This is a genomic window from Streptomyces sp. Y7, assembly GCF_043195415.1.
Classification (GTDB): Bacteria; Actinomycetota; Actinomycetes; order Streptomycetales; family Streptomycetaceae; genus Streptomyces.
Genome location: NZ_JBIDDQ010000002.1, coordinates 806,979 through 828,090 on the forward strand (window position 1 = coordinate 806,979; position 21,112 = coordinate 828,090).

Consider the following 21,112-nt stretch of genomic DNA (forward strand, 5'->3'; position numbering starts at 1 on the left):
CGGGCCGGGAGGGCGCGGCCGTGTCAGGCGGTGCCCTCTTCGGCCTGCTCCCGCAGGAAGTTGCTGACCTGGAGCGCGAGGCCGTCCCGCAGGGTGGCGGCGTGGGCACCGGCGGCGCCCTCCTGCAGGCCGACGCCACCGCTCCACAGCCGGCGGTCCGCCCACTCCTCCTCGACCCGCAGCTGGATCTGCACGTCGACCTGGCTCAGGCTCGTCTCGGGACCGGCCGCGTAGAGCACGGCGGTGGCCCGGCGCAGCGGGTAGACGTCGAAGCCCTCGATGAACTGCGAATTGCGCCAGTCGATGAACGCGGCCTCGCCGTCGCGGCCGATCCGCACGTCGATCTGGCCGTCCTCGAGGTGGATGCCGAGGTGCCGCTCGCCGCGGTTCTCGACGGTCACCCGGACCCGGAAGTACGACAGCCCCTCGGCGGCGTCGTCCCGTCCCCGCGGCGGCTCGGCGGCCTCCAGGCGGTGGACGCGGACACGCAGACCGGCATGCTCGTCGTACTCGTGCCAGTCCCCGACCACGTTCGGCTCGTACACAATCCACCTCTCGACCCAGAGAGCTGCTTCCTATCTTTGCGCTCAGTGCACTGTCAAATGAGCAGAATGCGCTGTGGCCAGCCCATTCGCTCCCTTGATCACCGATCAAGCCGTGGGCAGGAAGAATCGGCTCCCGGGCCGTGCGCGGGTGGCCTCCCACGTGCCGCACATCACGTTCCGAGCACCTCGTTTCACGCCGGGCTCAGCGGGCCAGCCGGCCCAGCAACGAGGAGGCCGCCGTGATGCCGAGCGCCGCGGCCACGAGCAGGACGGCGAAGTCGAGCGCGAGGTGCGCGGGGGTGCCCAGGAGCAGGCCGCGCAGGGCGTCGACCTGGTAGCTGAGCGGGTTGGCCCTGCTGACCGCCTGGAGCCAGCCCGGCATCAGGGACACGGGGTAGAGGGCGTTGGAGCCGAAGAACAGCGGCATCGTGATGGCCTGCCCGATGCCCATCAGCCGGTCACGGCTGAGGACGATGCCGGCGATGGTGATCGACAGACAGGAGAAGAAGGCGGAGCCGAGGACGACGATCGCGGCGACCCCCAGCAGTTTCAGCGGGTTCCAGGTCAGCGCGACGCCGAGCAGCGCGGCGATGACGATCACGACGACGGCCTGGATGAGGGACTTCACCCCGGCGGCGAACGCCTTGCCGGTGATCAGGGCCGAGCGCGGGGTCGGGGTGACCAGCAGCTTGTTGAGGACGCCGGCGTCCCGCTCCCAGATGATCTGGATGCCGTAGAAGATGGCGATGAACATCGCGGACTGGGCGATGATGCCGGGCGCGAGGTAGTCGATGTAGGGGATGCCCTCGGTGGGGATCGCCTTGATGCGGGTGAAGGTCTGGCCGAAGATCAGCAGCCAGAGGGCGGGCTGGACCGCGCGGGTGTAGAGCTCGGTGCGGTCGTGCCGCAGCTTCTGGAGTTCCACGGCGCACATGGCCACGACGCGCGCGGGCAGCACCCGCCAGCCGGCGCGGGGAGCGGGCGGCCGCAGCAGCAGGTCGGTGCCGCCGGGGCGGGCGCCGTCAGCCGACACGGCGGGCGGTGCGGCGGGTGCTTCGGACATCGCGGAAGTCTCCTGACTGCTCGTCGAGTCCGCTGCCCGCGACATCGCGGAAGACGTCCTCCAGCGTGGGCAGCGATGCGGCGCCGGCCGCCGACTCGGCCCGCCTGCGCGCGTCGAGTCCCTCCCTGAGCTCGGCCGGGGTGCCGAGGGCGCGGATGCGGCCGTGGTGCATGAGGCCGACGCGGTCGCAGTACTGGTCGGCCTCGTCCATGTAGTGGGTGGTGACCAGGACGGTCATGCCGGTCGCGGCGCGGACGGCACCGATGTGCTCCCACACGCCGGTGCGGGCGATCGGGTCGAGGCCGATGGTCGGTTCGTCGAGGATCAGCAGACGGGGCGCGCTGACCAGGGCCTGGGCGAGTTCGAGCCGGCGGACCATGCCGCCGGAGTAGGTGCCGGCGAGCCGGTCGGCGGCGTCGGTGAGGCCGACGGCGTCGAGGGCCTGGCCGACGCGCGCGGCGCGCTCGCGGCGGGGGACGTCGAAGACACGGGCGAACAGGGCGACGTTCTCGCGTCCGGTCAGACCCGCGTCGGCGGACAGCTGCTGCGGGACGTACCCGAGCAGGCGCCGTACGGCCATACGGTCGTCCGCGGCGTCGTGCCCGAAGACCCCGACCATCCCGGCGGGCACCGGCAGGAGGGTGGTCATGCAGCGGATCGCGGTGGTCTTCCCGGCGCCGTTGGGGCCGAGGAGCCCGAAGACCTCGCCCTCGCGCACCGTCAGGTCGAGTCCGTCGACCGCGCGGGTGTCGCCGAAGGCGTAGGCGAGCCCGGTGCAGGTCACAGCCTCGGCGGTGGGTCGTGTCATGGTCGCTCCGCCTCCTCGCGCAGGTTGTCGGCAAGTCTCCGCAGCGCCGGGACGGCGGCGAGCAGCGTCGCGCGGTCCCTCTCGTCGAGGCGGGCCACCTGGCGCCGTACGAGATCCGCGCGCCGTCTGCGCCATGCGCCGAGCCGGGCCTCGGCCGCCGGGGTGGGCAGCAGCCGGGCGGCGCGCCGGTCGGCCGGGTCCGTCTCGCGGACCAGATAGCCCTGCCGGGCCAGCTGGTTGACCAGCGTGGACACCGAATTGCCGGCCAGGTACAGCTCCTTGGCCGCGTCCGAGATCCCGATGCCGGGCCGCTCGGCGACCAGCCGCAGCAGTTCCACCTCGGCGGTGCGCAGCGGCGGGGCGGGCATGTCCCGGCGCAGTCTGCGGCGGATCAGCCGCTGGACGCCGACGAGCGCGTCCGCCAGGTCCTCGGGGAAGGTCTCCTGTTCCACGTCATCGACATTAACTCTGTAACAGAGGTAATGAACCAAGGCGCGGTCAAAGGGTTGGGCGGGGGCGGACATACAGTCACGCTCTCGTCACACGTAGTCGCATTCACGAAATGTGTTTCATGTCCGGTGGGAAGGGAATAGTCATGAATGTGCTTCGGACAGGAGGCACGTCCGTGGGAGCCGCCACCAGGCCCCTGGGTGTTTCTCCTCAGGTCCGAGTGCGCGCCTCCCGTGACTGTCCAGTCAGCACCTGCTGAGGGAGGTGCGCACGGATGAGTGCCACCACCAGAACGAAGCAGCACCCGCACGACGACGCCCCCGACACCGCCGAAGCGTTCGCCCGGCTCGTAGGTCTCCCCGAAGGGCCGGAGCGCAAGGTACTCAAGGACGAACTGGTACAGGCGTGGCTGCCCATGGCCGAGCGGATCGCCGTCCGGTTCAAGGGCCGCGGTGAGTCCCTGGAGGATCTGTACCAGGTGGCCGCCCTGGGCCTGGTGAAGGCCGTCGACCACTACGACCCGGCGCGCGGCCACGCCTTCGAGGCGTACGCGGTACCCACCATCACCGGCGAGATCAAGCGGCACTTCCGCGACCACATGTGGACGCTGCACGTGCCGCGCCGGGTCCAGGATCTGCGCAACCGGGTGCGCAGCTCCGCCAAGGAGCTGTCGCAGCAGACCCCGGGACGCGCCCCCACGGTTCCCGAGATCGCGGAACACTCCCAGCTCAGCGAGGACGAGGTCCGCACCGGGATGGAAGCCCTGGACTGCTTCTCGGCGCTGTCGCTGGAGGCGGAGATGCCCGGGACGGACGGCTACGCGCTGGGAGACGCGCTCGGCGGTCCGGATCCGGCGTACGAGGTGGTCGTCGATCGCGTCTCGGTCACGCCGTGTCTGCAACGGCTCCCGGAGCGCGAGCGGACGATCCTCTACCTCCGCTTCTTCGGCGGGATGACGCAGAGCCGCATCGCCAGCCAGCTGGGGATCTCACAGATGCATGTGTCGCGGCTGCTCAGCGGCTGCTTCGCCCATCTGCGTGAGGAGCTGCTCGCCGAAGTGCGCTGAGCAGGTGAGGGAGTGAGTGACTCCGCAGGAGTACGAGGGGTGCGGTCGCCGGGAAATGCGCGGCGGCCGTGCCCCTCACTCCTGGGCCGCCCCCGGGATCTGCGTGGGGCCGTGACGCTCCAGGGCCTCTTCGAGTTCGAAGCGGATCTCGGGCGGCATCTCGCCCTCCCTGCCCCAGACGAGAATCAGTTCCGCGACCCGGCGGAGCTTGATGTTCGTGTGCTGGGAGACATCCTTCAGCACAGCCCATCCCTCGTCCGGCGCCACCCGGCCCAGGGCGACGACCATGCCGATCGCCTGGTCCACGACGGCGTGCGAGACCACCGCCTCCTTGAGCTGGTCGACTTCCTCTTCCAGTTCGAGAATCCGGTCGGTCTCTTCCGCGGGCTCGTTCGGTGCCGGTGCCACGCCTCCATCGTCGTCGCTGCACCCGTCGGGTGCCAGTGATCGGGCCGAGGGACATCGGCCGTTTCGGCACTCCGCCGGGGGTACTCGACAGGCCCGGGAGCGGTTCCGGCCGGACACTGGGAGCAGACCGGTGGCCGCCGGTGGGGCGAGACCAGGACGCGACTGCCATGAACAATACGAAGACCCCCAGCAGCACGACCGATGTCGTGTCCACACACTCCGTGTTCGGAGCGCCCTGCTGGGTGAGCCTGACCAGCCGTGATCTGGAGGCCACGCAGGCGTTCTACACCGCCGTGCTGGGGTGGCGCTGGCGGCCGGCCAAGCTGGGCGACCGGTTCCGTGTCGCGCTGGTGCAGAACGTGCCGGTGGCCGGGATCGCCGCCGTCGCCACGATGTGGCAGATGGCCGTGGCCTGGACTCCCTATTTCGCCGTGCCGAGCGCGGACGAGGCCGTCGCCCGGGTCCAGGAACGCGGCGGCACCGCCGCCGTCGGCCCGCTCTCCCTGCCGCCCGGGCGGGCGGCGCTGCTCGCGGACCGCGACGGCGCGACGTTCGGCATCTGGGAGGGGGAGCTGATCTCCAACTGGGAGACCTGGCGCCGGGCCGCGCCCACGTTCATCCGCCTGCACACCCGCGACGCGTTCGACGCCGCCATGTTCTACGGCGAGGTACTCGACTGGGCCACCGAGGGGCCGGGCTACTGCGAGGTGCACTACGAGGGCGGCGAGGTGGTGCTGCGCAGCGGGGGTGACGCCGTGGCGCGCATCGAGTCGGGGGCGCTGGGGGCGGCCCCGGATCCGACGATCCGGCCGCACTGGCAGGTTCACTTCGCGGTCGCGGATGTGGCGGAGTGCGCGCGCACGGCGGAGCTGAACGGCGGCAGTGTGCTGTCCAAGGTCAGCGACGAGGCGGTGCTGCGGGATCCGGACGGGGCGCAGTTCACGGTGACCTCCCGCCGCGAGAGGTGAGGGTCGCCCCGCCGCGAAGGGTGCGGGTCGCGGCCGTGAAGGGCCGTGAAGGGTGTGGGTCGCCGCCGCGAAGGGTGTGGGCCGTTCGCGGCGTCCGTCGTCGCCGCTAGGTGCCAGGGGCGCGGGGGCCCCGCGCCCCTGGCGGCTAGCGGCGTTGCTGCGACTTCCTTGACAGCAGGACCAGGCTGCGGCGTTCGATCAGGAGGGCCGTGCCGGCCTTGTGCTCCGCCTCGTCCGGCGGGCCCTGCGGCTCGGAGGTGTTGATCACGGTCGTCCAGCGCTCCCCGTAGTCCTCGTCCGGCAGCTGGAACTCCACCGGCTCCCAGTAGGCGTTGAACAGCAGCAGGAACGAGTCGTCCACGACCGGCTGGCCGCACCCGTCCGGTTCGGCGATGGCGTCGCCGTTGAGGAAGGCGGCGAGCGAGTGGGCGTCCGAGCGGCGCCAGTCGTCCGGTGTCATCTCTCGCCCGTCGGGAAGCAGCCACACCAGGTCGGGCAGCGGCTGGTCGGGGTGGGTCGGGGTCTCCCCCAGGAAGAAGCGGCGACGGCGCAGCACGGGGTGGGCGGCGCGCAGGCCGATGACCCGGCGGGTGAAGTCGGCGAGCGCGCGCTGGTCGTCGGTGAGCCGCCAGTCGACCCAGGAGACCTCGTTGTCCTGGCAGTAGGCGTTGTTGTTGCCGCGCTGGGTGCGGCCGAGTTCGTCGCCGTGGCAGAGCATCGGGATGCCCTGGGACAGCAGCAGCGTGGCGAGGAAGTTGCGCTGCTGGCGGGCGCGCAGCCCGAGCACGGCCGGGTCGCGGGTCTCCCCCTCGGCACCGCAGTTCCAGGACCGGTTGTGGCTCTCGCCGTCCCGGTTGTTCTCGCCGTTGGCCTCGTTGTGCTTGTCGTTGTACGAGACGAGGTCGCGCAGCGTGAACCCGTCGTGCGCGGTCACGAAGTTGACGCTGGCGCGCGGGCGGCGCCGGCTGTGCGCGTACAGGTCGGAGGAGCCGGTCAGCCGGGAGGCGAACTCACCCAGCGAGCCGGGTTCGGCACGCCAGAAGTCCCGTACGGCGTCCCGGTACTTGCCGTTCCACTCCGACCACAGCGGCGGGAAGTTGCCCACCTGGTAGCCGCCCTCCCCCACGTCCCACGGCTCCGCGATCAGCTTGACCCGGCTGATCACCGGGTCCTGCTGGATCAGGTCGAAGAACGCCGAGAGCCGGTCCACCTCGTGGAACTGCCGGGCCAGGGTCGCCGCGAGGTCGAAGCGGAAGCCGTCGACGTGCATCTCGGTGACCCAGTAGCGCAGCGAGTCCATGATGAGCTGGAGCACGTAGGGGTGGCGCATCAGCAGGCTGTTGCCGGTGCCGGTGGTGTCGTAGTAGTGCGCCCAGTCGCCGTCCACCAGGCGGTAGTACGAGGCGTTGTCGATGCCCCGGAAGGACAGCGTCGGGCCGCGCTCGTTGCCCTCGGCGGTGTGGTTGTAGACCACGTCCAGGATCACTTCGAGACCGGCCGCGTGCAGCGCCTTCACCATCGACTTGAACTCGTCGACCTGCTGGCCCCGGGTGCCGTGGGCGGCGTAGGCGTTGTGCGGTGCGAAGAAGCCGATCGTGTTGTAGCCCCAGTAGTTGGACAGACCGCGGCCCTGCAGCACGCCGTCCTGGACGTACTGGTGCACCGGCATCAGCTCGACGGCGGTCACACCGAGGGAGGTGAGATGCTCGACGATCGCCGGGTGCGCCAGCCCGGCGTAGGTGCCGCGCAGCTCCGGCGGCACGTCGGGGTGAGTGCGGGTCAGGCCCCGTACGTGCGCCTCGTAGATGACGGTGTCGGCGTACGGCCGCCGCGGCGGGCTGTCGTCGCCCCAGTCGAAGTACGGCTCGGTGACCACGCCGAGCATGGTGTGCCCGGCGCTGTCCGCCGGGGACGGGGCGCCCGGGGTGCGCTCGAAGAGGGAGGTGTGGTTGTCGACCTGGCCGTCCACCGCCCGGCTGTACGGGTCGAGGAGCAGCTTCGCCGGGTTGCACCGGTGGCCGAGGCCCGGGTCCCAGGGGCCGTGCACCCGGTATCCGTAGCGCTGGCCCGGGCCGACGCCGGGCAGATAGCCGTGCCACACGAAGCCGTCGACCTCGGTGAGCGGCACCGCGCTGTGCCGGCCCTTGTCGTCGACGAGGACGAGTTCGACGCATTCGGCGACCTCGCTGAACAGGGCGAAGTTGGTGCCCCGGCCGTCGTACGCGGCGCCCAGCGGGTAGGGGTGCCCGCTCCAGGCGGACACCCCTCGACTCCTGTCGTCGCGGCGCCTGCGCGAGGTCACCGGGCCTCCTCCAGAACGCCGTCCCGGATGCCCGCCGCGTCGGCGACGGCAGTGACGGGCATCTCGCGCGGGACACGGCGTGCCTCGCGCAGTCGGGGCCCGGGCGCGACCGGCACGAGCCGGGCGCGTTCGCCGGCGCGGGCGCGCTGCGAGAACCAGATGACCTTGCTGCCGGACTCGGTGGCGCAGCAGCCCCACCCGTCGCTCACCAGGGCGATGTGTCTGAGGCAGGCGCGCAGCTCGTGGTCCGGGCGCAGGGCGCGGTCGTTGTCGCCGACGGCCGTGATGAGGTGCTGGCCGTTCCACCACATCTCGATCGAGATGTTCTTGTCCGTCGCGTGCTCGTCGATGGCCCGCAGCAGCATTTCCGCGCCGTTGCGGACGGGCTCGACCAGCGTCTCCAGGTCCCAGTACCTGAGGTGGGCGGCCAGAATGCGGCTGACCTGACCCACCCGTTCGGGGCTGACTTCCACGTCGAGGTGGTAGTAGCAGGGCACTGCGGTCTTCACCGTTACCTCCTCACCGCGAAAGCTCCCGCTCTCCTCGCCCCTGCGGGGCGGGGCCCCGATGACGGAGCGTGAGCACTGATCGCTTCTGAGTCACTCCAGGGTGGGGGCGGTACGCCATTCGTGCAACAGGAGCAGCCTCCTGAGGTAGTTGAAGACCCAACAGGACGCTGCGTCGCCGACCATGCACCATGTGTGAAGACCTCGATGCCCGTAACGGAACCCGTGCGCATCCGCGCACGGGTTTCCGCCCGACGGTCGGGAAACGGTCGTCGAGCCCGGAAGGTGAACGGGGCCAATGCTGCTACCGGCCAAAGCCGAAGTCGCCCGGCAACTGCGGCGATACCGGGCCTGGGAACGAGCCATGCTCGCGGCCCCGGCCGACCTCACGGTGCGCGCCACCTTCGAGGACACCGGCTACACCCTCTGTGTGCTGATGGGGAAGCGCTGCGCCCGTGAGGCCGTGGACGCCGCCGAGCGGTATCTGCGGATCACCCCGGCCGACTACCTCCTGGAGCAGGACGAACGGCCCCGCTCGGCGAGCGTCTCCGCCCGCCGAGGACAGCCGAGATCACGGCGGCGGCGTTTCCATGCCGGAAGGTAGCCGGCTTCCGGCGAAGATCGAATCCCCGGCCGGGCCTTGTGCCCGGCCTCGAGCACGGTGGAGGTGAACCATGGGCAGGACCAAGAGCAAAGCCGGTGCCGGCACCGGGACCATCGGCCGTATCCCGGTGCGGGACGTACGGCCGGCCGTGGAGTGCGGCAGGCATCCGGCGAAGTCCGTCGTGGGCGAGACCTTCGAGGTCACCGCCACCGTGTTCCGCGAGGGCCACGACTCCGTGGCCGCCAATGTCGTGCTCACCGACCCGGACGGCCGACCCGGCCCCTGGACCCCGATGCACGAACTGGCCCCCGGCCTCGACCGCTGGGGCGCCAAGGTGACCCCGTCCGCGGTGGGGCGCTGGACGTTCCACGTGGAGGCCTGGAGCGACCCGGTGGCCACCTGGCGCCGCACCGCCCGGATCAAGGTGCCGGCCGGGATCGACGTCGGGCTGGTCCTGGAGGAGGGCGGCGAGCTGTACGAGCGCGCCGCCGCCGGTGTGCCCGACGAGAGCGAGCGGGCGGCCGTGCTGGCCGCCTCGGAGGCGCTGCGCGACGACTCGCTGCCGCCCGTGTCACGGCTCGCGGCGGCGTTCGCGGCGAACGTCGACGCGGTGCTGGGGCGTTATCCGTTGCGGGATCTGGTGACGTCGTCGGATCCGTTGCCGCTGCTGGTGGAGCGGGAGCGGGCGTTGTACGGGTCCTGGTACGAGTTCTTCCCGCGTTCCGAGGGCACGGCGGAGCGGCCGCACGGCACGTTCGAGTCGGCCGCCGGCCGGTTGCCGCAGATCGCGGCGATGGGGTTCGACGTGGTCTACCTGCCGCCGATCCACCCGATCGGCACGACGTTCCGCAAGGGCCCCAACAACACGCTGTCGGCGGGGGCCGGCGATGTCGGGGTGCCGTGGGCGATCGGTTCGCCCGAGGGCGGTCATGACGCGGTCCATCCGGACCTGGGCACGATCGAGGACTTCGACCGGTTCGTGGCGCGTGCCGGGGCGCTGGGTCTGGAGGTGGCGCTGGACTTCGCGCTGCAGTGTTCGCCGGATCATCCGTGGGTGGACAAGCATCCGGAGTGGTTCCACCACCGTGCGGACGGCACGATCGCGTATGCGGAGAACCCGCCGAAGAAGTACCAGGACATCTACCCCATCGCGTTCGACGCGGACATGGACGGTCTGGTCGCCGAGACGCTGCGGGTGCTGCGGCACTGGATGGACCACGGGGTGCGGATCTTCCGGGTGGACAATCCGCACACCAAGCCGGTGGTGTTCTGGCAGCGGGTGATCGCGGACGTGGGCCGTACCGACCCGGACGTGATCTTCCTGGCGGAGGCGTTCACCCGGCCGGCGATGATGCACACCCTGGCGCAGATCGGGTTCCAGCAGTCGTACACGTACTTCACCTGGCGCAACACCAAGCAGGAGCTGACGCAGTACCTGACGGAGCTGTCCGGGGAGGCGGCCGCCTACATGCGGCCGAACTTCTTCGCCAACACCCCCGACATCCTGCACGCCTACCTGCAGGACGGCGGCCGGCCCGCCTTCGAGGTCCGCGCGGTCCTCGCCGCGACCCTGTCACCGGCCTGGGGCATCTACAGCGGCTACGAACTGTGCGAGAACACCCCGCTGCGCAAGGGCAGCGAGGAGTACCTCGACTCGGAGAAGTACCAGCTGCGCCCGCGCGACTGGGCCGCCGCCGAACGCGAGGGCCGCACCATCACCCCCCTGCTCACCCGCCTCAACGCCATCCGCAGATGCCACCCCGCCCTGCACCGGCTGCGCAATCTCCGTTTCCACCGGACCGACAGCGACGCGGTCATCGCGTACAGCAAACGCACCGGTCCGGACACGGTTCTGGTGGTCGCGAACCTTGATCCGCACCACACCCAGGAGGCCACGGTCTCGTTGGACATGCCGCAACTCGGCCTGGACTGGGACGCCTCCCTGTCCGTGCACGACGAACTGACGGGTGAGACCTACCGCTGGGGCCGCAGCAACTACGTACGCCTCGAACCCGGCACCGCGCCCGCGCATGTGTTCCACGTCCAGGCTTCGCCACCGCAGACCGGAGGGTCCTGAGCGTCATGACCGTCAACGAGCCCGTTCAGGACACCTTCGAGGACACCCCTGCCAAGGATCGTGACCCCGACTGGTTCAAACGCGCCGTCTTCTACGAGGTCCTGGTCCGCTCCTTCCAGGACAGCAACGGCGACGGCGTCGGCGACCTCAAGGGCCTGACCGCCAAACTCGACTACCTGCAATGGCTCGGCGTCGACTGCCTGTGGCTGCCGCCCTTCTTCAAATCACCGCTCCGCGACGGCGGCTACGACGTCTCCGACTACACCGCCGTCCTGCCCGAATTCGGCGACCTCGCCGACTTCGTCGAATTCGTGGACTCCGCCCACCAGCGCGGCATGCGGGTCATCATCGACTTCGTCATGAACCACACCAGCGACCAGCACCCGTGGTTCCAGGAGTCCAGAAAAGACCCCGACGGCCCCTACGGGGACTACTACATGTGGGCCGACGACGACAAACAATACGGCGACGCCCGGATCATCTTCGTCGACACCGAGGCCTCCAACTGGACGTACGACCCCGTGCGTGGCCAGTACTTCTTCCACCGCTTCTTCTCCCACCAGCCGGACCTGAACTACGAGAACCCGGCCGTGCAGGAGGAGATCCTCTCCGCCCTGAAGTTCTGGCTGGACCTCGGGATCGACGGCTTCCGCCTCGACGCCGTGCCCTACCTCTACGCCGAGGAAGGCACGAACTGCGAGAACCTCCCCGCCACCCACGTGTTCCTCAAGCGGGTCCGCCGCGAGATCGACGCGATGTATCCGGACACGGTGCTGCTGGCGGAGGCCAACCAGTGGCCGGAGGACGTCGTCGACTACTTCGGCGACTACGCCCGCGGCGGCGACGAATGCCACATGGCCTTCCACTTCCCGGTCATGCCCCGCATCTTCATGGCCGTGCGGCGGGAGTCCCGCTACCCCGTCTCGGAAATCCTCGCCAAGACGCCGGCCATTCCCTCCCGCTGCCAGTGGGGCATCTTCCTGCGCAACCACGACGAGCTGACCCTCGAAATGGTCACCGACGAGGAACGCGACTACATGTGGGCGGAATACGCCAAGGACCCCCGCATGCGCGCCAACATCGGCATCCGCAGGCGCCTCGCTCCGCTGTTGGACAACGACCGTCACTCGATCGAACTCTTCACGGCGCTGCTGCTCTCCCTGCCGGGCAGCCCGATCCTCTATTACGGCGACGAGATCGGCATGGGCGACAACATCTGGCTCGGCGACCGCGACGCCGTCCGCACGCCCATGCAGTGGACCCCGGACCGCAACGCGGGCTTCTCCACCTGCGACCCCGGAAGGCTCTGCCTGCCGACCATCATGGACCCGGTCTACGGCTATCAGGTGACGAACGTCGAGGCGTCCATGGCCTCGCCGTCCTCGCTGCTGCACTGGACCCGCCGCATGATCGAGATCCGCAAGCAGAACCCGGCGTTCGGACTCGGCACCTACACCGAACTACAGTCGTCGAACCCGGCGGTCCTCGCCTTCCTGCGCGAATACGAGGACGACCTGGTGCTGTGCGTCCACAACTTCGCCCGCTTCGCGCAGCCCACCGAACTCGACCTGCGCGAGTTCAGCGGACGCCACCCGGTCGAGCTGTTCGGCGGGGTGCGCTTCCCGGCCATCGGCGAACTGCCGTATCTGCTGACCCTCGGGGGCCACGGCTTCTACTGGTTCCGGCTCACCCGAGTCGCATCCCGCATCGGCAGACGACTTTGAGCGTGAGCTTCGAGCGTGTGCCGAGGAAAGGACGCGTCACCATGCAGAAGACGGCATCTCCCCGACCCACCCGTACCGTCGACGCCAACCCCATGGCCTCGCTGGCCGGACTGCTGCGCGAGTGGCTGCCACGCCAGCGCTGGTTCGCGGGCAAGGACCGGCCCGTCACCGACCTCGTACTGCTGTCGATGACGGAACTGTTCCCGGGCTGTCTGCATCTGCTGGTGCACGCCGGTCACTCGGCGGTGCCCTCACCCGGCGGCGCGCCCCCGGCCGGCGACTGCTACCAGCTGCTGCTCGGCGTACGGCAGCATCTGTCGCCACGCCTGGGGAAGGCGCTCATCGGCCGCGCGGAGGAAGGGCCGCTCGCCGGTCTGACGGTCTTCGACGCGCTGCAGGACCCCCGCTCGGCCCAGCTGCTCCTGGACCGGCTGCGGCACCCGGGCACGGCGGGCCCGCTGCGCTTCGAGGGGGACCCCTCGGTGCCGGTGCCGGCCGGGCTCGTGCCGCGGCTGCTGGACGCCGAGCAGTCCAACTCCTCGCTGGTGTACGGCGACGCGTTCATCCTGAAGCTGTTCCGGCGCATCCAGCCCGGCGTCAATCCCGACCTGGAGCTGTCCGGCGCGCTGGCCCAGCAGGGCTGCGGCCGGGTCCCGGCTCCCGTGGCCTGGTTCCGCACGACGCACCCCTGGGAGGCGACGCTCGGCGTGCTCCAGCCGTTCCTGCGGGACGCCTCCGACGGCTGGACGCTGGCGCTCGGCGCGCTGGCCTCGGGTGACGACTTCACCGCGGAGGCCCGGCAGCTGGGGCAGGCGACGGCGGAGGTGCATCTGGCGCTGGCGTCGGCGTTCCCCTCCGGGGCGCACGCCGAGAACGCCCGCACCGGGGAGGCGATGACCGAGCGGCTGGAGCTCGCCGCGCACTTCGTCCCCGCGCTGCAGCCCTATGTCCCCGGGCTGCGCACCGCGTTCGGCGCTCTCGCCGCCTGCGATCCCGGGCCGCCCGCCCAGCGCATCCACGGCGACCTGCACCTCGGTCAGGTGCTGCGGGCCGGCCGGGAGTGGTTCGTCATCGACTTCGAGGGCGAGCCGTCCCGCCCGCTGGCCGAGCGGCGCGGTGTGCACTCCCCGGTGCGGGACATCGCCGGCATGCTGCGCTCCTTCGACTACGCCGCCCGCCAGCGCCGGCCGTGGCGCCCGGAGTGGGCGCGCCGCTGCCGTGAGGCCTTCTGCGCGGGCTATGCCGCCCGCGCCGGCTGGGACCCGCGCAAGAAGCACGGGCTGCTCCGTGCCTACGAGACCGACCGCGCCGTGTACGAGGTGCTGTACGAGGCCCGGCACCGACCCGACTGGTTGCCCGTACCTATGGCGGCGATCGAACGCCTCGCCGTGAGAGGAGCCTGACCCCCATGGCCCTGCACGAGACCTCGCGGCCCGAGTCGGCCGGACCCGGCCGGCTCGCCACCGCGCCCGCCCTCGATACGGCCGAGCGTGAGCGCCTGCTGTCGGGCGCCCACCACGATCCGCACGCCCTGCTGGGGGCGCATCCGGTCCCCGGCGGGATCGCGCTGCGGGCACTGCGCCCGTTCGCGCGTGCGGTGAGCGTCCTGGTCGACGGCGAGCGCACCGCGCTGGTCTCGGAGGGCGGTGGTCTGTTCTCCGCCGTACTGGCGCTCGACGCGATCCCCGCGTACACGCTGCTGGTGTCGTACGCCGAGGACGGGTCGGACGAGCGCGAGGTCCACGACCCGTACCGCTTCCTGCCCGCCCTCGGCGAGTTCGACCTGCACCTCGTCCGCGAGGGCCGGCACGAGGAGCTGTGGAAGGCGCTCGGCGCCGAGCCGATGACCCATCAGGGCGTGGCCGGCACCCGCTTCACCGTGTGGGCGCCGAACGCGCAGGGGGTGCGGGTCGCCGGCGACTTCACCTGCTGGGACGGGACGGCGTTCCCGATGCGGTCGCTCGGCGCGTCCGGGGTGTGGGAGCTGTTCCTGCCCGGTATCGGCGAGGGCACCCGGTACAAGTTCGAGATCACCTCCCGGCACGGTCACCGTTTCCTCAAGGCGGACCCGATGGCCCGCCGTGCGGAGGTCCCGCCGGACACGGCGTCGATCGTGCACGCCTCGCACTACGAGTGGGGCGACGAGCAGTGGATGGCGCACCGCGGCGACGTGCCGGTGCACCAGGCCCCGTTCTCCGTGTACGAGGTCCATCTGCCGTCCTGGCGGCCGGGTCTGACGTACCGCGAACTGGCCGAGCAGTTGCCCGCCTACGTCAACTACCTCGGCTTCACACACGTCGAGTTCATGCCGGTGGCGCAGCATCCGTTCGCCGGTTCCTGGGGTTATCAGGTCACCGGCTTCTACGCGCCCATGGCTCGCCTCGGCACCCCCGACGACTTCAAGTACCTGGTCGACCGTCTGCACCAGGCCGGGATCGGGGTGATCGTGGACTGGGTGCCGGCCCACTTCCCGAAGGACGACTGGGCGTTGAGCCGGTTCGACGGGGAGCCGCTGTACGAGCCCGGTGACTCACGGCGGGCCGAGCATCCGGACTGGGGGACGTACGAGTTCGACTACGGGCGCACCGAGGTGCGCAACTTCCTCGTCGCCAACGCCACGTACTGGTGCGAGGAGTTCCACATCGACGGGCTGCGGGTGGACGCCGTGGCGTCCATGCTCTACCTCGACTACTCGCGCGAGGACGGGCAGTGGGCGCCGAACCGGTTCGGCGGGCGCGAGGACCTCGCCGCGATGGCGTTCCTGCAGGAGATGAACGCGACGGTGTACCGGCGCAACCCCGGGGTCGTGACGATCGCGGAGGAGTCGACCGCCTGGGACGGGGTGACCCGGCCGACCGACAGCGGCGGGCTCGGGTTCGGGCTGAAGTGGAACATGGGCTGGATGCACGACTCGCTCCAGTACATCGCCAAGGAGCCGGTGCACCGCAAGTACCACCACAACGAGATGACGTTCTCGATGGTGTACGCCTACAGCGAGAACTACGTGCTGCCGATCTCGCACGACGAGGTCGTGCACGGCAAGCAGGCGCTGGTGTCCAAGATGCCGGGCGACTGGTGGCAGCGCCGCGCCAACCACCGCGCGTACCTGGGCTTCATGTGGGCACACCCGGGCAAGCAACTGCTCTTCATGGGGCAGGAGTTCGCACAGGGCGCCGAGTGGTCGGAAGCACATGGTCCGGAGTGGTGGCTGCTCGATCCCGGGTACGCGTCGGCCGGCGACCACGAGGGAGTGCGGGACCTGGTCGCGGACCTCAACGCGCGCTACCGGGCGACTGCGGCCCTGTGGGAGCGGGACACCGACCCGGGCGGCTTCCGGTGGGTGCTCGGGGACGCCGGCGACGACAACGTCTTCGCCTTCCTGCGGTTCGCCGCCGACGGCACGCCGCTGCTCGCGGTCAGCAACTTCTCCCCCGTGGTCCGCCACGACTACCGGCTCGCCGTCCCGGACTCGGTGACCGCCTGGCAGGAGGTCCTCAACACCGACGCGGCGCGCTTCGGTGGCAGCGATGTGATCAACTCCGGTCCGGTCGAACCGGAGGACGGGCACATCCGCCTCACGCTGCCTCCGCTGGCGACGGTGTGGCTGCTGCCCGAACGGATGTGATGCCGGAGTTCTCCGTTCCCGACACCATCCGGTCCCGGCTGGGCTAGATTCGGGCAGCGCCGATAACGGAACTCATCGGTGACGTCACACCCGGTACACATCTGGAGCAGTGCACATGCGCGACCTCGGCCTCGCTCCCCCCAGCGTCACGCCTCTGACCGGCGGGCTCGCCGACAGCCTCTTCGAGTCGGCGGCCGTCAACCCCATGTTGCCGATGCTCGCGCGCCGTCCCGGCCCCTCCGCCACGACGTGGGAGGAGGTGACCGCCGTGGAACTGCGTGACGAAGTGGCCGACCTGGCCAAGGGGCTGGTCGCGTCCGGTATCTCACCGGGGCACCGCGTCGCCATCATGGCGCGCACCCGCTACGAGTGGACGGTGCTCAGCTACGCGCTGTGGACGGTGGGCGCCGAGGTCGTCCCGATCTATCCGACGGCGTCGCGCGACCAGGTCGAGTGGATTCTGCGGGACGCCGAGTGCGTGGGCGTGGTGGTCGAGGACGAGCAGGCCGTCATGACCGTCGGCTCGGTGTGCGGATCGCTGCCGCGGCTGCGGCACGTCTGGCAGCTGGACGCGGGAGGGCTCGCGCAGCTCGTGGAGCGCGGTGAGTACGTCCCGCTCACCACGGTCGACTCGCTGCGCCGCATCGTGCTGCCGGACTCCACCTGTGCCGTCGCCTACACGTCCGGCACGACCGGGCGGCCGCTGGGCTGCGCGCTCAGTCACCGCAATCTGGCGGCGACCTGCGACACGCTGCTCGCGGGCTGGGGCCACAAGGTGGTGCCACCGGGCGGACAGGCGTCCGTCCTCGCCTTCCTGCCCTTCTCCCATGTGTACGGTCTGCTGGTCCAGACCCTGTGCATCCGCGGCGGGATGCTGATGGGGCACGAGCCCGACCTGCGCGAGGAAGCGCTGTCGACCGCCCTGCGCAGCTTCCGGCCCACCTATTTCTGCGGCGTGCCGTCGATCTTCGAGAAGATCTACAAGAACGCCCTGCGGGTCGCCCAGCAGGCGGGCCGGGGTGCCCTGTTCGAGCGGGCCGCGGACACCGCGCGGGACTTCGCGGCGGCCCTGGAACGGCAGCGGCTGGGCGGCGGCCCCGGTCCCGGTTTCGACCTGCGGCTGCAACACGCCCTGTACGAGCGGACGGTGTACCGCAAGTTCCGCACCGCCCTCGGCGGCAGGGTCATGCTCGGGACGTCCGGCGGCTCCTCCCTGAACCGTGAGCTCTCCCTCTTCTACGAGGGTGTCGGGATCTACGTGAACGACGGGTACGGGCTCACCGAGACCAGCGGCGGTGTCACGGCCCAGCCGCTGGGCCGCGAGATGTCGGGGACGGTGGGGCAGGCGCTCCCGGGCGTCGACATCCGGGTGGCCGACGACGGGGAGATCCTGGTGCGCGGGCCGTCGGTGTTCCAGGGCTATGTCAATGACGACGCCTCGACACGGGCCGCGCTGCGCGGCGGCTGGCTGGCCACCGGCGATCTGGGGCGGCTGGACTCCGACGGCTATCTGACGATCACGGGGCGCAAGAAGGACGTCGTCGTCACGAGCAGCGGCAAGAGCGTCTCGCCGGCGCTCCTGGAACAGCGGCTGAGGATGCATCCGCTGGTCCACCAGGCGGTGGTCGTGGGCGACAACCGGCCCTGCGTCGGGGCCCTGATCACCCTGGACCCCGACTTCCTGGCCTACTGGCGCGAGTCCCTCGCCGTGCGCAGCGACGCCCGGATCCGGGAGGCACGCGAGGAGAACGCGCTGCGCGAGGAGGTCGCCCGGGCCGTGGCCGCCGCCAACAGCGCGGTGTCGCGGCCGGAGTCGATCCGGGTGTTCCGGGTGCTGGCGGAGCCGTTCGACGTGGCCAGCGGTCTGCTGACGCCGTCGATGAAGCTGCGGCGGGACGCGATCGTGCGGCACTACGCGCTGCAGATCGACGCGATGTACCAGGCTCGCTCGCGCGCGCCGCGGGAACAGCTGGCGGACGAGTTCGCGCACTGGGACGACACGGACAACGTGTTCGGCTGAGCGCGGCTAGTCGCCCGTCGTCAGCCGCACGACGTTCGACCGCTCCCCGAGGACGAAGGCGCGGACGCGGTAGGTGGCGTCCCGTTCCTCGGGCAGCGGGACGAAGTCGGTGGCCTCGGTGTCGGGGTTCAGGACGGCGACGGGGTCGTAGCGCTTGCTGTCCTTCTTGCGGATCTCCAGGAGGTAGCCGTCCTCCGCCGGGGAGTCGTCGGTCCAGGTGAGGCGGATGCCGTCGGCGCGCCGGGTCAGGTGCGGCCGGGCGGTGGGGCCCCGGTAGGAGGTCAGCCGGTAGTGGAAGGTGGTGTGGGGCATCAGGTCGGGGTGGCGGTAGCGGGTCACCTGGGGCGCGAGGTACTGCAGGACCGTGTACGGGCCGTCCTCGTCGGTCGCGAACTCCAGGACGTGGCCCGCGATCCCGGGCCGCTCGTCCCGCCAGGTCAGGTCGATGTCGGTGGGGGTGGTGAGGGCGCCCCGCAGCGGCTGTCCGGTGCCGACGGAGCAGGCCGGCAGCGCCAGGATCAGCGCTGCCGACGCCGCGATACGCGCCTTTCCTCGCATCCGGCGGCCGCTACTTGCGCCAGAAGCGGACGTTGCTCCACTCCACGGTGGCCGTCCCGTTGCCGCTGTTGGTGCGGTACGCGCCGAACTTGTCGTAGAAGCTGCCGCCGGGGCTGGCGTAGGTGTGCTTCAGGGAGCCGTTGATGTAGGTGCGGTGCTCGGAGCCGACCTGGTGGACGGTGTTGACGCGGACGGTCGCGCCGACGGCGCCGGCGTTGGAGAGGGTGGTGCCGCCGTGCACCGCGTAGAGCCTGCCGCCGCGCTCGACGGCGAGCATGAAGTACGGGCCGGATCCGGACTCGTGGAAGGTCTGCTTGAGGCTGATCCGGGTGCCGCTGAGGCTGGTGATGCGGAAGTAGCCCTCGAACTGGCGCGTTCCGCCCGTGTAGGTGGCATAGCGTCGTTCAGCCCGTTGGTCACCGCTGGCGGTGGAGCAGGTGAGCCGGAACGTCAGGCCGTCGATCTGGCCGCAGCCCCGTTCCTGCTCGGTGAAGGTGGGTGACACCGACTGCCAGCCCCCGGGCTCGACTTCGGCGAACGCGTGCGGTGCGGCGAGCAGGGAAGCGGCGCACAGCGCCGTGCTGACGGTGAGGGTGCGCAAGGTCGGGCGCATCCTGCCTCCTGTCGGACGTGGGGGGTGAACCGCACTCCACTTGGTCATGTATGTGAACTGCGGTCCCTTATATGGATGGGCATTACGGAAGTTAGGTTCGGACCAATGACTCGTCAAGAGATCGCGCGGACACGTCTTTCACTTCCGAACCGGTGTGCCCCCGGGCCGGTTGGGGCAGGGTGGCTCACGACGGGTTCATCTGCCTGCCGCACCCGGCTGGCGGAACGACCGGTGGCGCGGTGGGATCGAGGCGTGCGAAGCCGCGATCCAGGGGCAGGCGAACGTCGTCGAGGCAGACCGCCTGGAGCCGCAGAAGGGATGATCACCGTGACACGACCCAGGATCCTGGTGGTTGGCGCAGGCTTCGCCGGAGTCGGATGCGTTCGCCGCCTGGAACGCAAACTCTCCCCGGACGAAGCCGAGATCACTTTGGTGACACCGTCTTCCTACCAGCTCTACCTGCCGCTGCTGCCCCAGGTCGCCTCCGGCGTCCTGACCCCGCAGTCGATCGCCGTGTCCCTGCGCCGCAGCCGCAGGTACCGCACCCGGATCATTCCGGGCGGCGCCATCGGCGTGGACCTCGCGTCCAAGGTCTGCGTCATCCGCACCATCACCGACAAGCTCCTGAACGAGCCGTACGACTACATCGTGCTGGCCCCCGGCAGCATCACCCGGACCTTCGACATCCCGGGACTGACCGACAACGCCTACGGCATGAAGACGCTCGCCGAGGCCGCGTACCTGCGCGACCACGTCATCTCGCAGCTGGACCTCGCCGACGCCAGCCAGGACCCGGACGAGCGGGCGGCGCGGCTGCAGTTCGTGGTGGTCGGCGGCGGGTACGCCGGCACCGAGACCGCCGCGTGCCTGCAGATGCTGACCCACAACGCGGTCAAGCGCTATCCGCGGCTCGATCCGAAACTCATCAAGTGGCATCTCATCGACATCGCCCCGCGGCTGATGCCCGAACTGGGCGAGAAGCTCGGCACCGACGCCCAGGAGATCCTGCGCAAGCGCGGCGTCGAGATCTCCCTTGGGGTGTCCATCGCGAAGGCCGGCCCCGAGGAGGTCACCTTCACGGACGGCCGGGTGATTCCCACCCGCACGCTGATCTGGACCGCCGGCGTCGTCGCCAGCCCGCTGATCGGCACGCTGGGCGCGGAGACCGTCCGCGGCCGGCTCGCGGTCACCGCCGAGATGAACCTGCCCGGGCACGACGGCGTGTTCGCGCTCGGCGACGCCGCCGCGGTGCCCGACGTGGCCAAGGACGAGGAGGGCGCCGTCTGCCCGCCCACCGCCCAGCACGCGATGCGCCAGGGCAAGGTCGTCGCGGACAACGTCATCGCGGCGCTGCGCGACCAGCCGCTGCGGCCGTACCGGCACAAGGACCTCGGGCTGGTCGTGGACCTCGGCGGCCGCGACGCCGTCTCCAAGCCCCTCGGCGTGGAACTCAAGGGGCTGCCGGCGATGGCCGTGGCCCGCGGGTACCACTGGTCGGCACTGCGCACCAATGTCGCCAAGACCCGCGTCATGACCAACTGGCTGCTCAACGCCGTCGCGGGGGACGACTTCGTGCGGACCGGATTCCAGTCCCGCACCCCCGCCAAGCTCAAGGACTTCGAGTTCGTCCACGCATACCTGACGCCGGAGCAGATCCGGGCTCAGGTCGGCGCAGGGAAGGGCGCGGCCGGGGCGGCCGAAGGGACGGCGGGGTGAGGTGACGGTGCCGTCCCGAACGCGGTGCACGGTGTGATCGGAAAGAGAGCGGGAGTGAG

At 70.5% G+C, this 21,112-nt stretch carries 18 protein-coding genes; 9 read left to right on the plus strand and 9 right to left on the minus strand.

Annotated elements, in window-relative coordinates; all coding sequences use genetic code 11:
- Window positions 1-23 precede the first annotated feature (23 nt).
- The 4 genes from ACGFW6_RS09275 to ACGFW6_RS09290 all read right to left on the minus strand — a co-directional run bounded on the left by ACGFW6_RS09275 (window position 24) and on the right by ACGFW6_RS09290 (window position 2,868).
- Complete coding sequence (locus ACGFW6_RS09275) at window positions 24-545, minus strand: hypothetical protein (protein ID WP_393506310.1); 522 nt, start codon at window positions 543-545, stop codon at window positions 24-26.
- Window positions 546-747: 202 nt separating this feature from the next.
- Entirely contained in the window at window positions 748-1,608 is an 861-nt protein-coding gene (locus tag ACGFW6_RS09280) for an ABC transporter permease (RefSeq protein WP_393506312.1), read from the minus strand.
- Complete coding sequence (locus ACGFW6_RS09285; protein ID WP_393506314.1) at window positions 1,568-2,416, minus strand: ABC transporter ATP-binding protein; 849 nt, start codon at window positions 2,414-2,416, stop codon at window positions 1,568-1,570. The genes ACGFW6_RS09280 and ACGFW6_RS09285 overlap by 41 nt, the downstream gene beginning before the upstream one ends.
- Complete coding sequence (locus ACGFW6_RS09290; protein WP_393506316.1) at window positions 2,413-2,868, minus strand: MarR family winged helix-turn-helix transcriptional regulator; 456 nt, start codon at window positions 2,866-2,868, stop codon at window positions 2,413-2,415. The genes ACGFW6_RS09285 and ACGFW6_RS09290 overlap by 4 nt, the downstream gene beginning before the upstream one ends.
- A 272-nt stretch (window positions 2,869-3,140) precedes the next feature.
- Between ACGFW6_RS09290 and ACGFW6_RS09295 the strand changes: the two genes are divergently transcribed.
- Window positions 3,141-3,932 carry a SigB/SigF/SigG family RNA polymerase sigma factor gene (locus ACGFW6_RS09295; protein ID WP_393506318.1) on the plus strand — a complete coding sequence of 264 codons (792 nt, stop codon included), beginning with the start codon at window positions 3,141-3,143 and terminating at the stop codon, window positions 3,930-3,932.
- Window positions 3,933-4,007: 75 nt separating this feature from the next.
- Here ACGFW6_RS09295 and ACGFW6_RS09300 read toward each other — a convergent pair whose 3' ends face one another.
- A complete protein-coding gene (locus ACGFW6_RS09300; protein WP_393506320.1) occupies window positions 4,008-4,340 on the minus strand; it encodes an ANTAR domain-containing protein in 333 nt (110 codons plus the stop codon).
- Window positions 4,341-4,507: 167 nt separating this feature from the next.
- On the opposite strand from ACGFW6_RS09300, the gene ACGFW6_RS09305 reads away from it, so the two are divergent.
- On the plus strand, window positions 4,508-5,308 hold the full coding sequence (locus tag ACGFW6_RS09305) for a VOC family protein (RefSeq protein ID WP_393506322.1): 801 nt from the start codon (window positions 4,508-4,510) through the stop codon (window positions 5,306-5,308).
- Between the two features lie 145 nt (window positions 5,309-5,453).
- Here ACGFW6_RS09305 and glgX read toward each other — a convergent pair whose 3' ends face one another.
- Window positions 5,454-7,571, minus strand: a complete 2,118-nt coding sequence (gene glgX, locus ACGFW6_RS09310; RefSeq protein WP_393506323.1) for a glycogen debranching protein GlgX — start codon at window positions 7,569-7,571, stop codon at window positions 5,454-5,456.
- Window positions 7,572-7,606: 35 nt separating this feature from the next.
- Window positions 7,607-8,119 carry a pep a2 gene (locus tag ACGFW6_RS09315; RefSeq protein ID WP_393506325.1) on the minus strand — a complete coding sequence of 171 codons (513 nt, stop codon included), beginning with the start codon at window positions 8,117-8,119 and terminating at the stop codon, window positions 7,607-7,609.
- A gap of 295 nt (window positions 8,120-8,414) precedes the next feature.
- Between ACGFW6_RS09315 and ACGFW6_RS09320 the strand changes: the two genes are divergently transcribed.
- The 6 genes from ACGFW6_RS09320 to ACGFW6_RS09345 all read left to right on the plus strand — a co-directional run bounded on the left by ACGFW6_RS09320 (window position 8,415) and on the right by ACGFW6_RS09345 (window position 18,166).
- Entirely contained in the window at window positions 8,415-8,720 is a 306-nt protein-coding gene (locus ACGFW6_RS09320) for a DUF5133 domain-containing protein (protein WP_393506326.1), read from the plus strand.
- Window positions 8,721-8,790: 70 nt separating this feature from the next.
- Window positions 8,791-10,797: an alpha-1,4-glucan--maltose-1-phosphate maltosyltransferase gene (locus ACGFW6_RS09325; protein WP_393506328.1), complete on the plus strand. Its 2,007-nt coding sequence runs from the start codon at window positions 8,791-8,793 to the stop codon at window positions 10,795-10,797.
- Between the two features lie 5 nt (window positions 10,798-10,802).
- A complete protein-coding gene (treS, locus tag ACGFW6_RS09330) occupies window positions 10,803-12,521 on the plus strand; it encodes a maltose alpha-D-glucosyltransferase (RefSeq protein WP_393506330.1) in 1,719 nt (572 codons plus the stop codon).
- 41 nt (window positions 12,522-12,562) lie between these two features.
- On the plus strand, window positions 12,563-13,924 hold the full coding sequence (locus ACGFW6_RS09335; protein ID WP_393506331.1) for a maltokinase: 1,362 nt from the start codon (window positions 12,563-12,565) through the stop codon (window positions 13,922-13,924).
- Window positions 13,925-13,929: 5 nt separating this feature from the next.
- The gene (glgB, locus tag ACGFW6_RS09340) at window positions 13,930-16,146 is read left to right on the plus strand and encodes a 1,4-alpha-glucan branching enzyme (protein ID WP_393506333.1); all 2,217 of its coding nucleotides are present in this window, start codon (window positions 13,930-13,932) and stop codon (window positions 16,144-16,146) included.
- A 115-nt stretch (window positions 16,147-16,261) separates the two neighbouring features.
- Window positions 16,262-18,166 (plus strand): AMP-dependent synthetase/ligase, encoded by a 1,905-nt coding sequence (locus ACGFW6_RS09345; protein WP_393506335.1) that lies wholly within the window; start codon window positions 16,262-16,264, stop codon window positions 18,164-18,166.
- A gap of 6 nt (window positions 18,167-18,172) precedes the next feature.
- On the opposite strand, the gene ACGFW6_RS09350 is transcribed toward ACGFW6_RS09345, so the two are convergent.
- Window positions 18,173-18,724, minus strand: coding sequence for a hypothetical protein (locus ACGFW6_RS09350; RefSeq protein ID WP_393506337.1), 552 nt, complete (start codon window positions 18,722-18,724; stop codon window positions 18,173-18,175).
- A gap of 10 nt (window positions 18,725-18,734) precedes the next feature.
- A complete protein-coding gene (locus ACGFW6_RS09355) occupies window positions 18,735-19,337 on the minus strand; it encodes a hypothetical protein (protein WP_393506339.1) in 603 nt (200 codons plus the stop codon).
- Window positions 19,338-19,655: 318 nt separating this feature from the next.
- Here ACGFW6_RS09355 and ACGFW6_RS09360 point away from each other — a divergent pair, with 318 nt between their 5' ends.
- Window positions 19,656-21,053 carry an NAD(P)/FAD-dependent oxidoreductase gene (locus ACGFW6_RS09360; RefSeq protein WP_393506341.1) on the plus strand — a complete coding sequence of 466 codons (1,398 nt, stop codon included), beginning with the start codon at window positions 19,656-19,658 and terminating at the stop codon, window positions 21,051-21,053.
- The last annotated feature ends 59 nt before the right edge of the window (window positions 21,054-21,112 follow it).